Origin of the sequence: Escherichia sp. 20412-1, assembly GCF_003027595.1 — a bacterium.
GTDB lineage: Bacteria > Pseudomonadota > Gammaproteobacteria > Enterobacterales > Enterobacteriaceae > Escherichia > Escherichia marmotae.
In genome coordinates this window covers 16,529-35,855 of sequence record NZ_PYQM01000021.1, presented here as the reverse complement: position 1 = coordinate 35,855, position 19,327 = coordinate 16,529, and the positions used below count along the sequence as shown (strand labels likewise).

18 protein-coding genes are annotated in these 19,327 nt (G+C 51.7%); 8 read left to right on the top strand and 10 right to left on the bottom strand.

What is annotated here, in order from left to right; translation table 11 throughout:
- Window positions 1–9 precede the first annotated feature (9 nt).
- The 6 genes from aroK to hofM all read right to left on the bottom strand — a co-directional run bounded on the left by aroK (window position 10) and on the right by hofM (window position 4,220).
- Window positions 10–531 carry a shikimate kinase AroK gene (gene aroK, locus C7B16_RS14945; protein ID WP_000818619.1) on the bottom strand — a complete coding sequence of 174 codons (522 nt, stop codon included), beginning with the start codon at window positions 529–531 and terminating at the stop codon, window positions 10–12.
- Window positions 532–930: 399 nt separating this feature from the next.
- Entirely contained in the window at window positions 931–2,172 is a 1,242-nt protein-coding gene (hofQ, locus tag C7B16_RS14940) for a DNA uptake porin HofQ (RefSeq protein ID WP_000815959.1), read from the bottom strand.
- Window positions 2,081–2,488 (bottom strand): HofP DNA utilization family protein, encoded by a 408-nt coding sequence (locus C7B16_RS14935; protein ID WP_016249278.1) that lies wholly within the window; start codon window positions 2,486–2,488, stop codon window positions 2,081–2,083. The genes hofQ and C7B16_RS14935 overlap by 92 nt, the downstream gene beginning before the upstream one ends.
- Entirely contained in the window at window positions 2,478–2,918 is a 441-nt protein-coding gene (locus C7B16_RS14930) for a hypothetical protein (RefSeq protein ID WP_001517223.1), read from the bottom strand. The genes C7B16_RS14935 and C7B16_RS14930 overlap by 11 nt, the downstream gene beginning before the upstream one ends.
- Complete coding sequence (locus C7B16_RS14925; protein WP_105224511.1) at window positions 2,902–3,441, bottom strand: PilN domain-containing protein; 540 nt, start codon at window positions 3,439–3,441, stop codon at window positions 2,902–2,904. The genes C7B16_RS14930 and C7B16_RS14925 overlap by 17 nt, the downstream gene beginning before the upstream one ends.
- A complete protein-coding gene (hofM, locus tag C7B16_RS14920) occupies window positions 3,441–4,220 on the bottom strand; it encodes a DNA utilization protein HofM (RefSeq protein ID WP_000874538.1) in 780 nt (259 codons plus the stop codon). Before hofM ends, C7B16_RS14925 begins: the two co-directional genes overlap by 1 nt.
- Window positions 4,221–4,339: 119 nt before the next feature.
- Between hofM and mrcA the strand changes: the two genes are divergently transcribed.
- Complete coding sequence (gene mrcA, locus C7B16_RS14915; RefSeq protein WP_016262610.1) at window positions 4,340–6,892, top strand: peptidoglycan glycosyltransferase/peptidoglycan DD-transpeptidase MrcA; 2,553 nt, start codon at window positions 4,340–4,342, stop codon at window positions 6,890–6,892.
- 151 nt (window positions 6,893–7,043) lie between these two features.
- On the opposite strand, the gene nudE is transcribed toward mrcA, so the two are convergent.
- A complete protein-coding gene (gene nudE, locus C7B16_RS14910) occupies window positions 7,044–7,604 on the bottom strand; it encodes an ADP compounds hydrolase NudE (RefSeq protein WP_000045743.1) in 561 nt (186 codons plus the stop codon).
- 321 nt (window positions 7,605–7,925) lie between these two features.
- Here nudE and igaA point away from each other — a divergent pair, with 321 nt between their 5' ends.
- The 4 genes from igaA to hslO all read left to right on the top strand — a co-directional run bounded on the left by igaA (window position 7,926) and on the right by hslO (window position 12,108).
- On the top strand, window positions 7,926–10,061 hold the full coding sequence (gene igaA, locus C7B16_RS14905) for an intracellular growth attenuator protein IgaA (protein ID WP_038355348.1): 2,136 nt from the start codon (window positions 7,926–7,928) through the stop codon (window positions 10,059–10,061).
- Between the two features lie 63 nt (window positions 10,062–10,124).
- The gene (gene yrfG / locus C7B16_RS14900) at window positions 10,125–10,793 is read left to right on the top strand and encodes a GMP/IMP nucleotidase (protein WP_000547898.1); all 669 of its coding nucleotides are present in this window, start codon (window positions 10,125–10,127) and stop codon (window positions 10,791–10,793) included.
- 10 nt (window positions 10,794–10,803) lie between these two features.
- Window positions 10,804–11,205, top strand: coding sequence for a ribosome-associated heat shock protein Hsp15 (hslR, locus tag C7B16_RS14895; RefSeq protein WP_107179865.1), 402 nt, complete (start codon window positions 10,804–10,806; stop codon window positions 11,203–11,205).
- Window positions 11,206–11,229: 24 nt separating this feature from the next.
- Window positions 11,230–12,108 (top strand): Hsp33 family molecular chaperone HslO, encoded by an 879-nt coding sequence (gene hslO / locus C7B16_RS14890; RefSeq protein WP_001517230.1) that lies wholly within the window; start codon window positions 11,230–11,232, stop codon window positions 12,106–12,108.
- Window positions 12,109–12,257: 149 nt separating this feature from the next.
- Here hslO and C7B16_RS14885 read toward each other — a convergent pair whose 3' ends face one another.
- Entirely contained in the window at window positions 12,258–13,982 is a 1,725-nt protein-coding gene (locus tag C7B16_RS14885; protein WP_107179864.1) for a DUF4153 domain-containing protein, read from the bottom strand.
- A 377-nt stretch (window positions 13,983–14,359) separates the two neighbouring features.
- Between C7B16_RS14885 and pckA the strand changes: the two genes are divergently transcribed.
- Both pckA and C7B16_RS14875 read left to right on the top strand, forming a co-directional pair.
- Window positions 14,360–15,982 (top strand): phosphoenolpyruvate carboxykinase (ATP), encoded by a 1,623-nt coding sequence (gene pckA, locus C7B16_RS14880; RefSeq protein WP_001517232.1) that lies wholly within the window; start codon window positions 14,360–14,362, stop codon window positions 15,980–15,982.
- Between the two features lie 74 nt (window positions 15,983–16,056).
- Window positions 16,057–16,449, top strand: coding sequence for a hypothetical protein (locus C7B16_RS14875; protein ID WP_016249283.1), 393 nt, complete (start codon window positions 16,057–16,059; stop codon window positions 16,447–16,449).
- Between the two features lie 90 nt (window positions 16,450–16,539).
- Here the strand turns inward: C7B16_RS14875 and envZ are convergent, their stop codons facing one another.
- The gene (gene envZ, locus C7B16_RS14870; RefSeq protein ID WP_001253702.1) at window positions 16,540–17,892 is read right to left on the bottom strand and encodes a two-component system sensor histidine kinase EnvZ; all 1,353 of its coding nucleotides are present in this window, start codon (window positions 17,890–17,892) and stop codon (window positions 16,540–16,542) included.
- Window positions 17,889–18,608 (bottom strand): two-component system response regulator OmpR, encoded by a 720-nt coding sequence (ompR, locus tag C7B16_RS14865; protein ID WP_001157751.1) that lies wholly within the window; start codon window positions 18,606–18,608, stop codon window positions 17,889–17,891. Before ompR ends, envZ begins: the two co-directional genes overlap by 4 nt.
- Window positions 18,609–18,835: 227 nt before the next feature.
- Here ompR and greB point away from each other — a divergent pair, with 227 nt between their 5' ends.
- Window positions 18,836–19,312, top strand: a complete 477-nt coding sequence (greB, locus tag C7B16_RS14855; protein WP_001517234.1) for a transcription elongation factor GreB — start codon at window positions 18,836–18,838, stop codon at window positions 19,310–19,312.
- Window positions 19,313–19,327: the final 15 nt, after the last annotated feature.

Genomic DNA, 19,327 nt, shown 5'->3' with positions numbered 1-19,327 from the left:
AAGCCAGAATTAGTTGCTTTCCAGCATGTGAATAATCTGGTTTGCGACCACTTTGGCGCTTTGATCATCAGTACGAATGGTCACGTCGGCAATCTCTTCATACAGCGGATTGCGTTCATTAGCCAACGCTTCCAGAACTTCACGCGGCGGCGTTTCAACGTGCAGCAACGGGCGTTTTTTATCACGCTGCGTGCGCGCAAGTTGCTTTTCGATGGTCGTTTCAAGATAAACGACAACACCACGTGCGGAAAGACGGTTACGCGTTTCGCGGGATTTCACAGAGCCGCCGCCAGTAGCCAGCACAATACCCTGCTTCTCGGTCAACTCATTGATGACCTTTTCTTCGCGTTCGCGGAAGCCTTCTTCGCCTTCTAAATCGAAAACCCAGCCCACATCAGCTCCGGTTCGTTTCTCAATCTCTTGATCGGAATCGTAAAATTCCATATTGAGTTGTTGAGCTAACTGGCGCCCAATAGTGCTTTTTCCGGCACCCATAGGCCCAACCAGAAAGATATTGCGTTTCTCTGCCATTTTTTCGGTACTACTAAGACTATTCGTTAATGATAAACCCGCTTCGCTCAGAGAGCGCCGCAGGACATGAACTGAAACCTCATAAGATATTGCGAGAGTCAGACTGAAAATTATCTCAATACTCCAGCGGGTTTGGCAACTGAATAAATCGCCCCTCCCTCTGCATATCTGGTCGTTGCAGGTGCACTGCCTTGCTATCACCGCTCTGGCGATAAATCACCGGGTAAGATTAGCGTAAAAAAGACAGCAAAATGCCGCGTGAAAGATAAATCACCATCATATAACGCAGGCAGCAAGGAACACCGACTCTCAAATCGGTACTCCTTGTATGCTAAATACCTGCGCACGTCAAATAGATGAAACATGTTCAGCATAAAAACATCGCCGTTTTGCGGTGATTTACTCACTGGAAACCAACCGTGGCGTGATAAACACCACTAACTCACGTCGTTCATCTTCTTTTCCGTCATGACGAAATAATTGCCCGAACCAGGGGATATCGCCCAGCAGCGGTACGCTATCCTGTCCCGATTTATTTTTACGGGTAAAGATGCCGCCCAGTGCCAGCGTTTCTCCGCTTTTGACTTCAACCTGCGTTTCGATCTCCTGTTTATCAATCGCCAGCACTTCGCCATCGGCCTGTTGTAGTACTTGCCCCGGCACGTTCTGGCTGATGTGTAATTTCAACCGGATGCGGCCTTTTTGTAACACTGTAGGCGTGACCTCCATTCCCAGTACGGCCTCTTTAAATTCCACCGACGTCGCGCCGCTTTCACCGCTGGAAACCTGATACGGGATCTCGCTTCCTTGTTTAATGCTGGCAGGCTGGAGATGCGAGGCCAGCAGACGCGGGCTGGCGATAATATCCAGTTGCTGTTTTTGTTCGAGTGCGGAAAGCTCCAAATCCAGTAAACGCCCGTTGATGCGCCCAATGTTAAACCCGATATGCGTCGTCGCCGTCGCCACGGAAAGATCGCTTCCAAGTGCGGTCACTTGCCCAACGCCGCCAGCTTGTTGCGCATCTGCCAGCGTCCATTTCACCCCCAATTCCCGCAAACTTTTTTTATTAATAGTGACAATGTGCGCCGACAGTTCAACTTGCCCGACCGGCAAATCCATTTGCGCAACCCACTGTTCCAGCGCAGTTAACGCAGCTTTGTTATCACGTAGCAAAAGGCGATTGGTGCGTTTATCGACGGTCATACTGCCTTTGGCGCTAAGCAACTTCTCCCCTGCTTTCGCCAGCTCTCCGGCATCTGCGTATTGCAGAGTAATATTGCGATTTTCCAGCGGAAGATTCGCCTGCGCCCGCGCCTGTTCAGCCTCCTGACGGGCGATATTGTCATTCTGCCAGGCAACAGAATGCACCGAGAGAATGTTGCCTTCCTGGCGCGTTATCAGCCCGGCGCTTTTCACTACGGTTTGTAGTGCCTGCTTCCAGGGAACGTCAGTGAGATGTAATGACACCGTACCGTTGACGTCAGGCGAGACCACCAGGTTTAACTTTTCCTGTTCAGCCAGTGCCTGTAAAACCTGAGCTACCGGAACATCATCCACCATCAGCGTGACTTTTTGCGGCTTTGCCGCCTGTACGATGGGTATCATGATTATCAGCAGTAGCGCGGCTATCCATTGCTTCATTTTTATCTCCTTGCCGTTGCCACAACCACTGTGGCGGTTCGCAGTTTTTTCCGGTTCTCAGCGTTAATGTTTCTGGCGTCAGTTGAAAAATCGTCCAGCCATTCTCCAGCACATCGTTTTGCTGTACCCGTCGCCATTTCTTTTGGCCATCTTTTATTACGCCAATAACGCGGTCGCCTCGCCCTATTATTCCCTGATAACGCCACTGGCTGAGTTCGCTAATCCGGCATATATCCTCCGACGGTTTAAAAGGGTCACGCATCCCCGTTAAAAGGCATAATGCAACACCCGCCAACAACCAGCGTTTACCCCTCATGTGGCGTCTCCAGTTGTAGCGTGAACAAAAGTTCATCACCTTCCACGCTTAACGAAAAACGGCTCACGCTGACATTGCGTTCTGCCAGGCGTGTAAATGCAGACGGCACCGCTTCCCAAAGCGTTTTCAACGCCAACTCGCCTCCCTGGGCGGACGGGTGCCAGTAAACCAGTTGCGCGCCGGGCAACTGAAAATCCAGCGGCGAAAATGGCAATGTCTTTTCTTCGCTGATGAGAGTGGTATCTACCAGGCGATACAGTGCGACGGATTGCTGGTGATTCGTTGCTCGCAGTCGGGTTAATGCATCGCTCTCTTCCTGGCGTGCCAATGAAAGAAAGAGGAGCGTGAATAACACCAGCAACCAGAGCGTCCACCCAAACAGGCGGATACGGGGTGATGTGGCATACCACCAGTCAAAGAACGTGTTCATCGCTAACTTTCCTTGTTAACCGATACTCAAATTGCCAGCGTCCTTGTGCATCCTGCTGCGTGGCCCCACGCTGGTTGAGCTGAAAAGTAGCATCCTGACGAAGTGACGTTTCCAGCGCATTTAACGCGGTAATGTTCGCCGTAAGTCCCTTTACCTCCAGCGTTCCCTGCTGCCAGCTTATCGTGGTCAGCCAGGCGTGCTCCGGTAAAAGCGTCGCCAGTGACTCCAGTGCAGATTGCCAGTCGCGGGTAAATTGTCGCTGGCGCTGACGTTGCAAACGCTGTTCGCGAAATTGTTGGCGCTCCAGCAAACGCGGCTTAGTAACCTGTAAGCCACGGGCAATTTGCTGTTCTGCCTGAAGTAAAACAGCATCTACGCGAGCTTCGGCGTTGCTTGTCAGACGCAGCATTTGCGTTATCACAACAGCCAACAGCAAAGGAGCAACGAACATCAGCAACCAGAAGCGAAAAAAGGTTGTCCGGCGTTGCTGTCGCCAGGGCAAAAAATTGATTGGCGGATTCATCAGCGCGTCTCCCCAAGCGCCAGACCCAGCGCAATAGCGAAGTCTCCACCAGGCGGCGGTAGCGGCGGCTGACGAACAGAAACCGCGTCCCAGGGGTCAAACCCACCTTCACCACATATCGCGACACTTTCGGGGTCAACAGCTAACGCCGCCGCCAGCTCATTCGCGCTTGTCATCCCTACCGCCAGTTTGCGCCCCCAGCTATAACGCGTCGCCCATAGCCACTGTTCGTTATCACGCCAGGCCAGGCACCGCTGATGAGAGGGTAAAAAAGGCAGGAATCGCTGCAAAGCGCAGGCGTCTGGGGTAATCGCACTAACGTGAACACGCAATCTTTCTGCCAGGGTAAGCAGCGTCGCCAGCTCTTTGCTTTGCGCAGCGGTCACGTTATAAGCAGGGCTTAGCGAATCTTCGCTGTAATCAAAGCGCAGGGAGTCCGGTTCCATATCCAGCTCGCGGGCCATCGTACCTGTCAGCCAGGCCGTTTGCTCCCGTTCACCGAGGGACATCGCCGGACGCGGTATTGCCCTCTGTAACGTGCGGCTGGCAGGAAATGCCAACATAATGTGATGACGGCGCGGCAGTTCACGACTCCACGGTAACAACGTTTTGGCCAGCCGTTCCGCGTCAATAATGCGCCCATCTTTGATAATGTCTGTTGCCAGCGGCAAGCGCCACCAGCGTTGTAAAAAGCATTCTTTAGCGCCACGCACGATAGCAACCGCCACCGCTTCTTGCTGTTGTAAATGCAAACCAATTTGCCAGATCTTAAATGCCATTGTGATGATCTCCTTATCCCCCGTCACTCTGACGGGTATATCAATGCGTCTGGCTTGCCTTTATACTACCGCGCGTTTGTTTATAAACTGCCCAAATGAAACTAAATGGGAAATTTCCAGTGAAGTTCGTAAAGTATTTATTGATCCTTGCAGTCTGTTGCATTCTGCTGGGAGCAGGCTCGATTTATGGCCTCTACCGCTACATCGAGCCACAACTGCCGGATGTGGCGACATTAAAAGATGTACGCCTGCAAATTCCGATGCAGATTTACAGTGCCGATGGCGAGCTAATTGCTCAATACGGTGAAAAACGTCGTATTCCGGTTACGTTGGATCAAATCCCGCCGGAAATGGTGAAAGCCTTTATTGCGACGGAAGACAGCCGCTTCTACGAGCATCACGGTGTTGACCCGGTGGGGATCTTCCGTGCGGCAAGCGTGGCGCTGTTCTCCGGCCACGCATCACAAGGGGCGAGCACCATCACCCAACAACTGGCGAGAAACTTCTTCCTGAGTCCAGAACGCACGTTGATGCGTAAAATTAAGGAAGTCTTCCTTGCGATTCGTATTGAACAGTTGCTGACGAAAGACGAAATCCTCGAGCTTTATCTGAACAAGATTTACCTCGGTTACCGCGCCTATGGTGTCGGTGCTGCGGCACAAGTCTATTTCGGTAAAACGGTCGATCAATTGACGCTGAACGAAATGGCGGTGATTGCCGGGCTACCGAAAGCCCCCTCCACCTTCAACCCGCTCTACTCTATGGATCGTGCCGTTGCGCGACGGAACGTCGTGCTGTCGCGAATGTTGGACGAAGGGTATATCACTCAACAGCAGTACGCTCAGACACGCACTGAGCCGGTTAACGCCAACTATCACGCACCGGAGATCGCCTTCTCAGCGCCGTATCTCACCGAAATGGTACGCCAGGAGATGTATAACCGTTACGGCGAAAGCGCTTATGAAGACGGTTATCGCATTTACACTACCATTACCCGCAAAGTGCAGCAGGCCGCACAGCAAGCAGTACGTAATAACGTTCTGGACTACGACATGCGTCATGGCTATCGCGGCCCAGCCAATGTGCTGTGGAAAGCAGGTGAGTCAGCGTGGGATGACAAAAAGATTACCGATACGCTGAAGGCGCTGCCGACCTATGGTCCGCTGCTGCCTGCCGCGGTCACCCGCGCCAACCCGCAGGAAGCGACAGCAATGCTGGCGGACGGAACATCTGTAACGCTGCGAATGGAAGGAGTGCGCTGGGCGCGGCCTTATCGTTCAGATACTCAGCAGGGACCGACGCCGCGTAAAGTGAGCGATGTTGTGCAAACAGGTCAGCAAATCTGGGTTCGCCAGATGGGCGATGCCTGGTGGCTGGCACAGGTGCCGGAAGTGAACTCTGCGCTGGTATCTATCAATCCACAAAACGGCGCGGTTATGGCGCTGGTCGGTGGCTTTGACTTCAACCAGAGCAAATTTAACCGCGCCACCCAGGCGCTGCGTCAGGTTGGTTCGAATATCAAGCCTTTCCTCTACACCGCAGCGATGGATAAAGGTCTGACGCTGGCAAGTATGTTGAACGATGTGCCGATTTCCCGCTGGGATGCAGGCGCGGGTTCAGACTGGCAGCCGAAAAACTCACCACCGCAGTATGCCGGTCCAATCCGTTTACGCCAGGGGCTGGGTCAGTCGAAAAACGTGGTAATGGTACGAGCGATGCGTGCGATGGGCGTGGACTATGCCGCAGAGTATTTGCAACGCTTCGGCTTCCCGGCACAAAACATTGTCCACACTGAATCGCTGGCGCTGGGTTCTGCTTCCTTCACGCCGCTACAGGTGGCGCGTGGGTACGCAGTGATGGCTAATGGAGGCTTCCTGGTTGACCCCTGGTTTATCAGCAAAATTGAAAACGACCAGGGTGGCGTAATTTTCGAAGCTAAACCGAAAGTAGCCTGCCCGGAATGTGATATTCCGGTGATTTACGGTGATACGCAAAAATCGAACGTGCTGGAAAATAGCGACGTTGAAGATGTTGCTACCTCTCGCTCACAGCAGAATGTTTCCGTTCCAATGCCGCAACTGGAGCAGGCTAATCAGACATTAGTGGCGAAGACTGGCGCGCCAGAGTACGCACCGCACGTCATCAGCACACCGCTGGCATTCCTGATTAAGAGCGCCCTGAACACCAATATCTTTGGTGAACCAGGTTGGCAGGGCACCGGCTGGCGCGCAGGCCGTGATTTACAACGTCATGATATTGGCGGGAAAACCGGGACAACCAACAGCTCGAAAGATGCGTGGTTTTCGGGTTACGGTCCAGGCGTTGTGACCTCGGTATGGATTGGCTTTGACGATCACCGCCGCAATCTCGGCCACACCACGGCTTCCGGCGCGATTAAAGATCAGATCTCGGGTTATGAAGGTGGAGCGAAGAGCGCGCAGCCAGCATGGGATGCTTATATGAAAGCCGTGCTGGAAGGCGTGCCGGAACAACCGTTGACACCGCCACCAGGCATTGTGACGGTGAATATCGATCGCAGCACCGGGCAACTGGCTAATGGTGGCAACAGCCGCGAAGAGTATTTCATCGAAGGTACGCAGCCTACACAGCAGGCGGTGCGCGAGGTGGGAACGACCATTATCGATAATGGTGAGGCACAGGAATTGTTCTAAAAACGACGCCCGGCAACGTTAATGTTGTCGGGCTTTTTTTGCCGGATGCGGCACAAGTGCCTTATCTGGTCTACAAAATCGTGAACACTCAATATATTGCAGGAACCGCGTAGGCCTGATAAACGTAGCGCATCAGGCAAGCCTCACGTATTTACAACCGCCCCTGCCCCTTCAACCACTCACGTACCAGGAACAGCGCACTGACATTGCGCGCTTCGTTGAAATCAGGGTCTTCGAGCAAATCCATCATATGCGCCAGCGGCCAGCGCACTTGCGGCAGCGGCTCTGGCTCATCGCCTTCCAGCGATTCAGGGTAGAGATCCTGCGCCACCACGATATTCATTTTGCTGGAAAAGTAAGACGGTGCCATGCTGAGCTTCTTCAAGAAAGTCAGATCGTTCGCACCAAATCCCACTTCTTCTTTTAGCTCGCGGTTAGCGGCTTCATAGACACTTTCACCGGGGTCAATTAACCCTTTCGAAAATCCTAACTCGTAGGATTCAGTTCCCACTGCGTATTCGCGGATCAAAATCAGGTGATCGTCCACAATCGGCACAATCATCACGGCTTCCCGGTTGGTTGGACGCATTCGTTCATAAACACGCCGCACGCCGTTGCTGAACTCCAGATCCACGCTTTCGACGGTAAACAATCGGGAACGGGCTACAGTTTCAACATTCAGAATGGTGGGTTTTTGTAATGATTTGCTCATCGTGGAATCTATGCTGTGAAATCAGCAGTTATTGTGCGATATCGGACACGCTTTCGGCAATGTGAATTGCATGTTATTTACATTTACGTAACCTAATAAATAATCATTCTCAAATCAAATAAAAAGTCAATAGGTTGAAATAAGTCCAGGAATTTGCTGATATTCCGCCCTCAGAGGGTTTGCTATGATCAGCGGTTACTGGGATGCGCTTAATGATGCTCAAGTTCAACTCCACGCTTGCCGATAGCCAACCGCAGAATCCTATATTGTGTCCAGGATGCGACTAACCACACCTGACAAATTAAGTAAGATGGGGAAAGCATGAGCACCATTGTGATTTTTTTAGCTGCTTTGCTGGCCTGCTCACTACTTGCAGGATGGCTGATAAAAGTACGCTCCAGGCGACGTCCACTGTCCTGGGCTAACGCCTTCGCTGATGCGCAAACGCGCAAACTCACTTCTGAAGAACGTAGCGCCGTTGAAAATTATCTCGACAGTCTGACGCAGGTTTTGCAGGTTCCCGGCCCAACGGGTGCCAGCACGGCTCCTGTTTCTCTGACCCTGAACGCCGAAAGCAACAACGTCATGATGTTGACGCACGCCATCACGCGTTATGGCATTTCTACCGACGATCCAAACAAATGGCGTTACTATCTCGATTCGGTGGAAGTCCACCTACCCCCGTTCTGGGAGCAGTACATCAACGATGAAAATACCGTTGAACTGATCCATACCGATTCGCTGCCGCTGGTTATTTCACTCAACGGTCATACGCTGCAAGAGTACATGCAGGAAACTCGCGGCTATGCGTTACAGCCAGTCCCGTCAACGCAGGCGTCGATTCGCGGAGAAGAAAGCGAACAAATTGAATTACTCAATATTCGCAAAGAAACGCACGAAGAGTATGCGCTTAGTCGCCCGCGTGGGCTGCGTGAAGCGTTACTGATTGTCGCCTCCTTCCTGATGTTCTTTTTCTGCCTGATTACCCCGGATGTCTTTGTTCCGTGGCTGGCTGGTGGCGCATTACTGCTGCTGGGAGCAGGCCTGTGGGGGCTATTTGCGCCGCCGGCAAAATCATCCCTGCGGGAGATCCACTGTCTGCGTGGTACGCCGCGTCGTTGGGGATTATTTGGCGAAAACGATCAGGAACAAATCAACAATATCTCGCTCGGTATTATCGACCTGGTCTATCCCGCGCACTGGCAGCCTTATATTGCCCAGGATCTGGGGCAGCAAACGGATATCGATATCTACCTTGATCGGCATGTGGTACGCCAGGGACGCTATCTTTCGCTGCATGACGAAGTGAAAAACTTCCCGCTGCAACACTGGCTACGCAGTACGGTTATCGCTGCCGGATCGCTGCTGGTGCTGTTTATGCTGCTGTTCTGGATCCCGCTGGATATGCCGCTGAAATTCACCCTCTCCTGGATGAAAGGCGCGCAGACCATTGAGGCCACCAGCGTTAAACAACTGGCAGATGCCGGAGTACGTGTAGGCGATACCTTACGTCTTAGCGGTACAGGGATGTGTAATATCCGCACTTCCGGAACCTGGAGCGCGAAAACTAATTCACCGTTTTTGCCATTTGACTGCTCGCAGATCATCTGGAATGACGCCCGTTCATTGCCATTACCAGAGTCTGAACTGGTCAACAAGGCCACGGCACTGACCGAGGCAGTAAACCGCCAGTTGCACCCGAAACCGGATGATGAATCTCGCGTCAGCGCCTCATTGCGTTCAGCAATTCAGAAATCCGGCATGGTACTGCTTGATGACTTTGGCGACATTGTGCTGAAGACGGCTGATCTCTGTGCTGCCAAAGATGATTGTGTACGGTTGAAAAATGCGCTGGTAAATCTCGGCAACAGTAAGGACTGGGACGCACTGGTAAAACGCGCCAACGCCGGAAAACTCGACGGTGTCAATGTGTTACTCCGCCCGGTGAGTGCAGAATCACTCGATAACCTGGTGGAAACCTCTACAGCACCATTCATCACTCATGAAACGGCGCGAGCGGCGCAATCACTGAATAGCCCGGCACCGGGAGGATTCCTGATTGTCAGCGACGAAGGCAGTGATTTAGTCGATCAACCGTGGCCTGCGGTTTCGCTTTATGATTATCCGCCACAAGAGCAGTGGAACGCCTTCCAGAAGCTGGCACAAATGTTGATGCATACGCCTTTTAACGCCGAGGGGATCGTCACCAAAATTTTCACCGACGCCAACGGCACGCAGCATATCGGCCTGCACCCCATCCCGGATCGCTCCGGACTGTGGCGCTATCTGGGCACGACATTGCTGTTGCTAACGATGCTGGGCAGCGCCATCTATAATGGCGTGCAGGCCTGGCGGCGATGCCAACGTCACCGTACCCGTATGCTAAAAATTCAGGAATACTACGAAAACTGCCTGAATTCGAAACTGCTGACATCTTCAGAAAGCCTCATCGAATAACACGTTTGCGCGGCAGGTTATGCTACCCTGTCGCGCAAATTGCTTCACTCTGGAGATTCCCCCATGCATATCAACATTGCCTGGCAGGACGTAGACACCGTTCTGCTGGATATGGACGGCACACTGCTCGACCTCGCTTTCGATAACTATTTCTGGCAAAAGCTGGTGCCCGAAACCTGGGGCGCGCAGAACGGTGTCACGCCACAAGAAGCGATGGAATATATGCGCCAGCAATATCACGACGTGCAGCATACGCTAAACTGGTACTGTCTTGATTACTGGAGTGAGCAACTGGGCCTGGATATTTGCGCGATGACCACCGAAATGGGTCCACGCGCCGTGCTGCGTGAAGATACCATTCCGTTTCTTGAAGCTCTGAAAGCCAGCGGCAAGCGGCGAATTTTGCTCACTAACGCCCATCCGCACAATCTGGCGGTAAAACTCGAGCATACCGGTCTGGACGCACACCTTGATTTATTACTTTCCACCCACACATTTGGTTATCCGAAAGAGGATCAGCGGTTATGGCATGCGGTGGCCGAAGCTACGGGTCTGAAAGCTGAAAGAACGCTGTTTATTGATGACAGCGAAGCGATTCTCGACGCTGCCGCGCAATTTGGTATTCGTTACTGCCTCGGCGTTACTAATCCCGACTCAGGGATTGCTGAAAAACAGTATGAGCGCCATCCGTCACTGAATGACTACCGCCGCCTGATCCCCTCGCTAATGTGAAGGAGACGCCATGAAAGAAAAACCTGCTGTTGAGGTTCGACTGGATAAATGGCTATGGGTCGCCCGTTTTTATAAAACCCGCGCGCTGGCCCGCGAAATGATTGAAGGCGGTAAGGTGCATTACAACGGGCAGCGCAGCAAGCCGAGTAAAGTCGTCGAACTGAATGCCACGCTCACACTGCGCCAGGGAAATGACGAGCGAACAGTAATTGTGAAGGCGATTACTGAGCAGCGTCGCCCCGCCAGCGAGGCGGTCTTGCTGTATGAAGAGACTGCGGAAAGTGTAGAGAAACGCGAAAAAATGGCGCTGGCACGTAAACTTAATGCCTTAACCATGCCGCACCCGGACCGACGCCCGGACAAAAAAGAGCGCCGCGACCTGTTACGATTTAAACACGGCGACAGTGAATAACTGTCACCTGCAAGAGAGATGATTATGCCGCAACATGACCAATTACATCGCTATCTGTTTGAAAACTTTGCCGTGCGCGGCGAACTGGTAACCGTTTCGGAAACCCTGCAACAGATCCTTGAGAATCACGATTATCCGCAGCCGGTGAAAAACGTGCTGGCAGAACTGCTGGTCGCAACCAGCCTGCTGACCGCTACACTGAAGTTTGATGGTGATATCACCGTGCAACTACAAGGCGACGGCCCGATGAATCTGGCGGTCATCAACGGAAACAACAAACAGCAGATGCGCGGCGTCGCACGCGTGCAGGGCGAAATTCCAGAAAATGCCGATCTGAAAACGCTGGTCGGTAACGGTTATGTGGTAATTACCATTACGCCGAGCGAAGGCGAACGCTATCAGGGCGTCGTTGGTCTGGAAGGTGATACCCTGGCAGCTTGCCTGGAAGATTACTTTATGCGTTCTGAACAGTTGCCGACGCGCCTGTTTATTCGCACCGGCGAAGTAGATGGTAAGCCTGCCGCTGGCGGCATGCTGTTGCAGGTGATGCCTGCGCAAAATGCCCAGCAGGATGACTTCAATCACCTGGCGACACTGACCGAAACCATCAAAACCGAAGAACTGCTGACCTTACCGGCAAACGAGGTTTTGTGGCGTTTGTATCACGAAGAAGAAGTGACGGTTTACGATCCGCAGGATGTTGAGTTCAAATGCACCTGCTCGCGTGAACGTTGCGCCGACGCGCTGAAAACGCTGCCGGATGAAGAAGTAGATAGCATCCTGGCGGAAGAAGGCGAAATTGACATGCATTGTGATTACTGTGGTAACCACTATGTGTTCAATGCGATGGATATTGCCGGGATCCGCAACAACGCATCTCCGGCAGACCCGCAGGTTCATTAATTAGTAAATCCGGCAGAGACAACTCTGCCGGATTTTTTGTCTTAATAGCCTGATGTGCTGCGCTTATCAGGCCTACGGTATAAATCGCAAGTTATTGTAGGTCAGATAAGGCGTTCGCACCGAATCCGGCAAAAATCAGATGCGCATTGTCACTCATTCAGATTCAAATCCAGCGTTTCACCATCCACCGTAAGATCGCGCCACGCTTTAGGCTTCGTCCCCAGTTTTCCCTCCTTCGCAGCAGTGAGTAATTTTTCTTTCGTTATTTCGCGCGGAAGTAAACTCATCGTAAGCTCTTGCCATTCTTTCTTGTCAGGATCAAAGCCATAAACAATATATCTTTCACTATTAAAAGCGAAAAGAATCCCCTCTGCCCTGCCATCACTATTCAGATCTTGCTCAACCAGTACACAGGCGTCTTTTTCAATACATATCATCGCGTTATAGAGATTTTTCATCACTGCCGACCAGAATGTCGCATCCGGTTTGCCAGAACCTGGGGCAATTAATACATTATCGGCTAATGCTTTTTCCGATATCCGCTGCTGAAGACGCTGGACTCCATCAAACGCCATAAGCAGACTCCGTCTGCGTTTCGGGTCTTTCATATACTCGACATCGCTTTTCAGCGACTCGAGCGCCGCACGTCCATAGCGACCGCTCTGTTCGAGCATGTAGATACTCACCTGGTCTGGCGTGTTTTTGCCGCTCTGATAACGCGCCATATGACTGTTCACGCTAATGCGCATACTGTCCAGCACTGGAGAATTAAGCAATACCAGTATCACCAGCACCAGCAACGAAACCGCAAGATTCACTTTACCCTGAAGAACAAGGGGATTTTGCCCTTTACGCCAGACAATACTGACAAAATATCCCAGCGACCAAACCAGTAACACCACCACAGCCAGCGCACCATGCAAGCGTTCGGCAGTCCAGCCGTACTGAGCAACCCGCAACCATAACGCCCAGGCGGCAATAAGCACATACAGCGGCGTAACCAGCAGAGCGGTTTTAATCAGGTAACGCAACGGGCCAGCCCAGGGAATTGATGCTTTTTGCGGATCGCGGACAACGGCCATTAAAAGCAGTTGCAAAAAGGCCAGCGTCAAAAGCAACCCGGCGGCAGAGATATGGCGAGAAATCGCATTCAGGCCCGCAAACGGCAGGGTGATAATAAACAGCAGCGTCAGCAATGACACCAACGGCAGTAAACCCGTGGCAATTAACGTGAACAACTTTTGAATTGAGTCAATTAAACGTGACTGTGTCCGCGCCAGGATCACCGCCAGCGCAGTAACCAGCCCCAGCGTAAGATAAATAAACCAGTCGGTTGAAAAAAAGAGCGTTTTGAAAAACGTGATGCCAACAAGTTTAAATAACTCACTCCACAGTAAAAGCACCAGCCACGTCAGGCCATTGGTGATAAAAATCACTAATAATACAAGTACGTTATGCCATACCGACTGGTAAAAATAGCTATAGCGGGTAATGTCATTGTGCACACGCAGGCTCTGTTGTATCCACGGCAGCAACATCACTCCCATCAACAGCAGATAACAACCAAAATCCCAAAGCGCCTTTTCCGCTCTCCAGGGACTCATGTCATCAATTTGCCACTTCAGCCAGCCGCTCATCCCGAGAGTGGCAATCAACACTATCGCCAACCATCCCCAAAGTCGCTTCTGTTTGAAGGACACCACGGTGAAGAGTAAAACAGATGAAAGCGCCAGGGTCGCAGGCACGCCATAGACAATCCAACTGTTATTTTTTCCGGCAAGCCAGGTTATCAGCAAGTAGCAAACCAGCCCCTGGAGTAATCCGGTAGCAACCATTCCCCAGCGTGTTACGGGTGAAAGTTCAACGTTGTCCATGTTGGTATCCAGATTCGAAAGGAGAGTTAATTATCGCATCCAGGCAGGACTAATTTGCTTTTTTCAGAAAATAATCAAAAAAAGTTAGCGTGGTGAATCGATACTTTATCTATTGAATTTTCATCAGTTTCATAAATGAATGCGATTACGCTCACAATATCCCTGCCATATAAACCAATTTTTAACCTTTTAAGAACATTTTCCACACCGGGAATGCTATTTCTGCGATAATAGCAACCGTTTCGTGACAGGAATCACGGAGTTTTTTGTCAAATATGAATTTCTCCAGATACGTAAATCTATGAGCCTTGTCGCGGTTAACACCCCCAAAAAGACTTTACTATTCAGGCAATACATATTGGCTAAGGAGCAGTGAAATGCGCGTTAACAATGGTTTGACCCCGCAAGAACTCGAGGCTTATGGTATCAGTGACGTACATGATATCGTTTACAACCCAAGCTATGATCTGTTGTATCAGGAAGAGCTTGATCCAAACCTGACCGGTTATGAGCGCGGGGTGTTAACTAACCTGGGTGCTGTTGCCGTCGATACCGGGATCTTCACCGGCCGCTCACCAAAAGATAAGTATATCGTCCGTGACGATACTACCCGCGATACCTTCTGGTGGGCCGACAAAGGCAAAGGTAAGAACGACAACAAACCTCTCTCTCCGGAAACCTGGCAGCATCTGAAAGGCCTGGTGACCAAACAGCTTTCCGGCAAACGCCTGTTTGTCGTTGACGCTTTCTGTGGCGCTAACCCGGACACTCGCCTTTCCGTGCGTTTCATCACCGAAGTGGCCTGGCAGGCGCATTTCGTCAAGAACATGTTTATTCGCCCGAGTGATGAAGAGCTGGAAGATTTCAAACCAGACTTTATCGTCATGAACGGCGCGAAGTGCACCAACCCGCAGTGGAAAGAACAGGGTCTGAACTCTGAAAACTTCGTTGCGTTTAACCTGACTGAGCGCATGCAGTTGATTGGTGGCACCTGGTACGGCGGCGAAATGAAGAAAGGGATGTTCTCAATGATGAACTACCTGCTGCCGCTGAAAGGCATTGCCTCCATGCACTGCTCCGCCAACGTTGGCGAGAAAGGCGATGTTGCGGTGTTCTTCGGCCTTTCCGGCACCGGTAAAACCACCCTTTCCACCGACCCGAAACGTCGCCTGATTGGCGATGACGAGCACGGCTGGGATGATGACGGCGTATTTAACTTCGAAGGCGGCTGCTACGCGAAAACCATCAAGCTGTCGAAAGAAGCAGAACCCGAAATCTACAACGCCATCCGTCGCGATGCGCTGCTGGAAAACGTCACCGTGCGTGAAGATGGCACTATCGACTTTGATGATGGTTCAAAAACCGAGAATACCCGCGTTTCTTATCCGATCTATCATATCGAAAACATCGTTAAGCCAGTCTCCAAAGCGGGTCACGCGACTAAAGTGATCTTCCTGACCGCAGATGCTTTTGGCGTACTGCCGCCGGTTTCTCGCCTGACTGCCGATCAAACCCAGTACCACTTCCTCTCAGGCTTCACCGCCAAACTGGCCGGTACTGAGCGTGGCATCACCGAACCGACGCCAACCTTCTCTGCCTGTTTCGGCGCGGCATTCCTGTCGCTGCACCCGACTCAGTACGCAGAAGTGCTGGTGAAACGTATGCAGGCGGCGGGTGCGCAGGCATATCTCGTTAACACCGGCTGGAACGGCACTGGCAAACGTATCTCCATTAAAGATACCCGCGCCATTATCGATGCCATCCTGAACGGTTCGCTGGATAACGCAGAAACCTTCACCCTGCCGATGTTTAACCTGGCGATCCCAACCGAGCTGCCGGGCGTAGACACGAAGATCCTCGATCCGCGTAACACCTACGCTTCCCCGGAACAGTGGCAGGAAAAAGCTGAAACGCTGGCGAAACTGTTTATCGACAACTTCGATAAATACACCGACACCCCTGCGGGTGCCGCGCTGGTCGCTGCTGGCCCGAAGCTGTAATCAGTTAAGTTAAGAGACAAAAGCCCCCGTTTCGCAAGATACGGGGGATTTTTTATAGTAGAAAGGAAGCATCAATGAGCTACGATTTAATGGTGTTTGAACGTAGTGCAGCCCCACAAGATCCGGCTGTTTTTATGGAATGGTATGAGAAGCAAACTTCGTGGAGTGAACAACACGACTACAATAATTCAGAAATAAGCAGCCCCGCCCTTAGAAATTTTTACTCAACTCTGATTCAAACCTTCCCTAATTTAAATGGGCCGGATGCCCCCGATGACGAACAGTTCGATAAGCTGGATGAGTCAGGATTAGATGTTTATTTGACCGACTATTCAATTGGAAAAAATATTATCTATATGGCATTTAGCTGGTCTGTAGCAGATGACGCATTGAAAAAAGTTCGTGAAATAGCTCACCTTCATCAAGTTGGTTTTTGCAATGTAAGTAGCAATATGGAAGTTGAATAATCTTATCAACACGATGAGTCTATATTCTCGTGTTGTGAGCATAATGTATTAGAAGCGAAAAAAACGGGAGGCTCATCGCCTCCCATTTTTTTACCCTTCTTTTGTCGTGCCCTGCGCTCGCGTGACCGGTACAGGCAACCAGGCGCGAATGGAAAGCCCGCCTCGCTCGCTGGTGCCGAGCTCCAGCATCCCGTTATGGTTATCGATGATACGCTGCACAATTGCCAGCCCTAACCCCGTTCCGCTAATGGTGCGCGCGCTGTCGCCGCGAACAAACGGCTGGAATAAGTGCTTACGCTGCTCTGGTTCAATACCAGGACCATCATCTTCCACCTGGAACCAGGCGCGATTCGGCTCCGTACCGCTACTGACTTTAATCCAGCCATTGCCGTAACGGGCGGCGTTCACCACCATATTTGCCACTGCGCGTTTGATGGAGAGCGGATGCATTTTTACTTCAATGCTGCCCGGCTCAAGCGCGGTTTCAATTTCCCGCTCATAGCCACTTTCCGCAGCAATCACCTCACCAAGCACGGCATTAAGATCGGCCAACTCCATCGGCATCTCCTGCCCGGTGCGTAGATAGTCGATAAATTGCTCAATGATGGCATTGCACTCTTCGATATCCTTGTTGATCGATTCCGCCAGGTAGCCATCCTGCTCACTCATCATCTCCGTTGCCAGGCGAATACGCGTCAGCGGCGTGCGCAGGTCATGACTCACCCCTGCCATCAACAACGTGCGGTCATCCGCCAGTTGCTTGACGCCAGCCGCCATATGGTTGAAGGCACGGGTAACCGAACGCACCTCCGAAGCACCATATTCACGCAGCGGCGGAGGAATAATCCCCTTACCCACCTGCAAAGCCGCATGTTCGAGATCGACTAACGGTCGGTTCTGAATACGAATAAACAGCCACGCGCCGCCTATCGCCAACAGCATTATCGCCAGCGTATAGCGGAACAGCGGGGAGAAATCACCCTGATGAATTTCGGTCAGCGGCACACGCACCCAGATATTGGGCGACAGCCAGGTTTTCAGCCAGACGACAGGCGAGCTTTTGTTGACCTCGACGCGAACTTCCGTCGGACCGCCCAGTTGCTGCGCCATCTGATGGCTTAAGAATTCATAGTGTTGCGCCCAACGCAGCCCGGCCTCTTCGGCAGCTTCGTTGGAATAGAGAGAGATCCCCAGCTCACGGTAGATCTCCCGACGAAAAGCGGGAGGCACAACCAACTGCGTGCCGTCCTCCAGTTGCAGTTTGTCGGTCATCAACATACGTACTTCGTATGCGAGGACTTTATTAAACTGCTGAAGGCTCGGCAAAATCGCGAAGTTCAGTACCACCAGGTAAGTCGTCACCAGGCTGACGAACAGCAAGGTGACGATGAGCAATAACGTGCGGGCAAATGAACTTCGTGGCGAGAAGCGCAATCGCCTCATGCTTTAGAACCGTCCGGCACGAAGACGTAGCCCAGACCCCAGACGGTCTGAATGTAACGTGGGTGCGCCGGATCTTCTTCCACCATGCGGCGCAGACGCGAGATCTGCACGTCGATGGAGCGTTCCATTGCGGAATATTCACGTCCACGGGCAAGGTTCATCAATTTATCGCGGGAGAGCGGCTCACGCGGATGACTGACCAGCGCCTTCAGTACCGCAAATTCACCGCTGGTGAGCGGCATCGGCTCATCTTCACGGAACATTTCGCGCGTACCGAGGTTAAGTTTGAACTTACCGAAAGCAATTACCGCTTCTTCCTGCGACGGCGCGCCCGGCAACTCGTTCGCCTGACGACGCAGTACCGCACGAATACGAGCCAGCAGTTCACGTGGGTTAAACGGTTTCGGAATGTAATCGTCAGCGCCAATCTCCAGGCCAACGATACGGTCAACTTCTTCCCCTTTCGCCGTCACCATAATGATCGGCATCGGGTTACTCTGGCTACGAAGACGTCGGCAAATCGACAAGCCATCTTCACCAGGTAACATCAAATCCAGTACCATAAGATGGAAAGATTCACGGGTGAGCAGGCGATCCATCTGTTCTGCATTAGCGACGCTTCGAACCTGGAAGCCTTGTTCGGTGAGATAACGCTCCAGCAGCGCGCGCAGGCGCATGTCGTCATCGACCACCAGAATCTTGTAGTTCTCTTGCATTGTTTATACTCCCAAAGGTTCGCAACAATTTGTAAGCGTGTATTCTTAAAAAAGCTTACGTTCGTCACCAGCTAAATCTGGTATAAATTTCAGCCTAAATTGTTACAAAGCATATTAAACAGCAGTTTAAGTATACAATTTATTCGGCGGAACATTATTGATTCTGTTGATATGATCACGTTATACCCAATGTGCGCATTATCAAACAGACAAAGGGAATCAACGAGATGAAAACGCCCCTGATTACCCGGGAAGGGTATGAAAAACTCAAACAAGAGCTCAATTATCTCTGGCGTGAAGAACGCCCCGAGGTCACAAAAAAGGTGACCTGGGCTGCAAGTCTGGGCGACCGCAGCGAAAATGCTGACTATCAGTATAATAAAAAGCGCCTGCGTGAAATCGACCGCCGCGTGCGCTACCTCACTAAATGCATGGAAAATCTAAAAATCGTCGATTATTCCCCGCAGCAGGAAGGCAAAGTGTTCTTTGGCGCGTGGGTGGAGATTGAAAACGACGATGGTGTTACCCACCGTTTTCGTATCGTCGGCTACGATGAAATTTTTGGCCGTAAAGATTACATCTCTATTGATTCCCCAATGGCCCGCGCATTGCTGAAAAAAGAGGTTGGCGATCTGGCGGTGGTGAATACCCCTGCCGGAGAAGCGAGCTGGTATGTTAATGCCATCGAGTACGTGAAACCGTAAGGAAGAGTCTTAACC

Bases quoted from the DNA above. Each gene is read 5' to 3' on its own strand.
- C7B16_RS14885 (WP_107179864.1), bottom strand. From the start codon at position 13,982: ATGGACAACGTTGAACTTTCACCCGTAACACGCTGGGGAATGGTTGCT.
- hofQ (WP_000815959.1), bottom strand. From the start codon at position 2,172: ATGAAGCAATGGATAGCCGCGCTACTGCTGATAATCATGATACCCATC.
- hslR (WP_107179865.1), top strand. From the start codon at position 10,804: ATGAAAGAAAAACCTGCTGTTGAGGTTCGACTGGATAAATGGCTATGG.
- hslO (WP_001517230.1), top strand. From the start codon at position 11,230: ATGCCGCAACATGACCAATTACATCGCTATCTGTTTGAAAACTTTGCC.
- envZ (WP_001253702.1), bottom strand. From the start codon at position 17,892: ATGAGGCGATTGCGCTTCTCGCCACGAAGTTCATTTGCCCGCACGTTA.
- ompR (WP_001157751.1), bottom strand. From the start codon at position 18,608: ATGCAAGAGAACTACAAGATTCTGGTGGTCGATGACGACATGCGCCTG.
- greB (WP_001517234.1), top strand. From the start codon at position 18,836: ATGAAAACGCCCCTGATTACCCGGGAAGGGTATGAAAAACTCAAACAA.
- C7B16_RS14925 (WP_105224511.1), bottom strand. From the start codon at position 3,441: ATGAATCCGCCAATCAATTTTTTGCCCTGGCGACAGCAACGCCGGACA.
- nudE (WP_000045743.1), bottom strand. From the start codon at position 7,604: ATGAGCAAATCATTACAAAAACCCACCATTCTGAATGTTGAAACTGTA.
- igaA (WP_038355348.1), top strand. From the start codon at position 7,926: ATGAGCACCATTGTGATTTTTTTAGCTGCTTTGCTGGCCTGCTCACTA.
- C7B16_RS14930 (WP_001517223.1), bottom strand. From the start codon at position 2,918: ATGAACACGTTCTTTGACTGGTGGTATGCCACATCACCCCGTATCCGC.
- yrfG (WP_000547898.1), top strand. From the start codon at position 10,125: ATGCATATCAACATTGCCTGGCAGGACGTAGACACCGTTCTGCTGGAT.
- C7B16_RS14875 (WP_016249283.1), top strand. From the start codon at position 16,057: ATGAGCTACGATTTAATGGTGTTTGAACGTAGTGCAGCCCCACAAGAT.
- aroK (WP_000818619.1), bottom strand. From the start codon at position 531: ATGGCAGAGAAACGCAATATCTTTCTGGTTGGGCCTATGGGTGCCGGA.
- hofM (WP_000874538.1), bottom strand. From the start codon at position 4,220: ATGGCATTTAAGATCTGGCAAATTGGTTTGCATTTACAACAGCAAGAA.
- pckA (WP_001517232.1), top strand. From the start codon at position 14,360: ATGCGCGTTAACAATGGTTTGACCCCGCAAGAACTCGAGGCTTATGGT.
- C7B16_RS14935 (WP_016249278.1), bottom strand. From the start codon at position 2,488: ATGAGGGGTAAACGCTGGTTGTTGGCGGGTGTTGCATTATGCCTTTTA.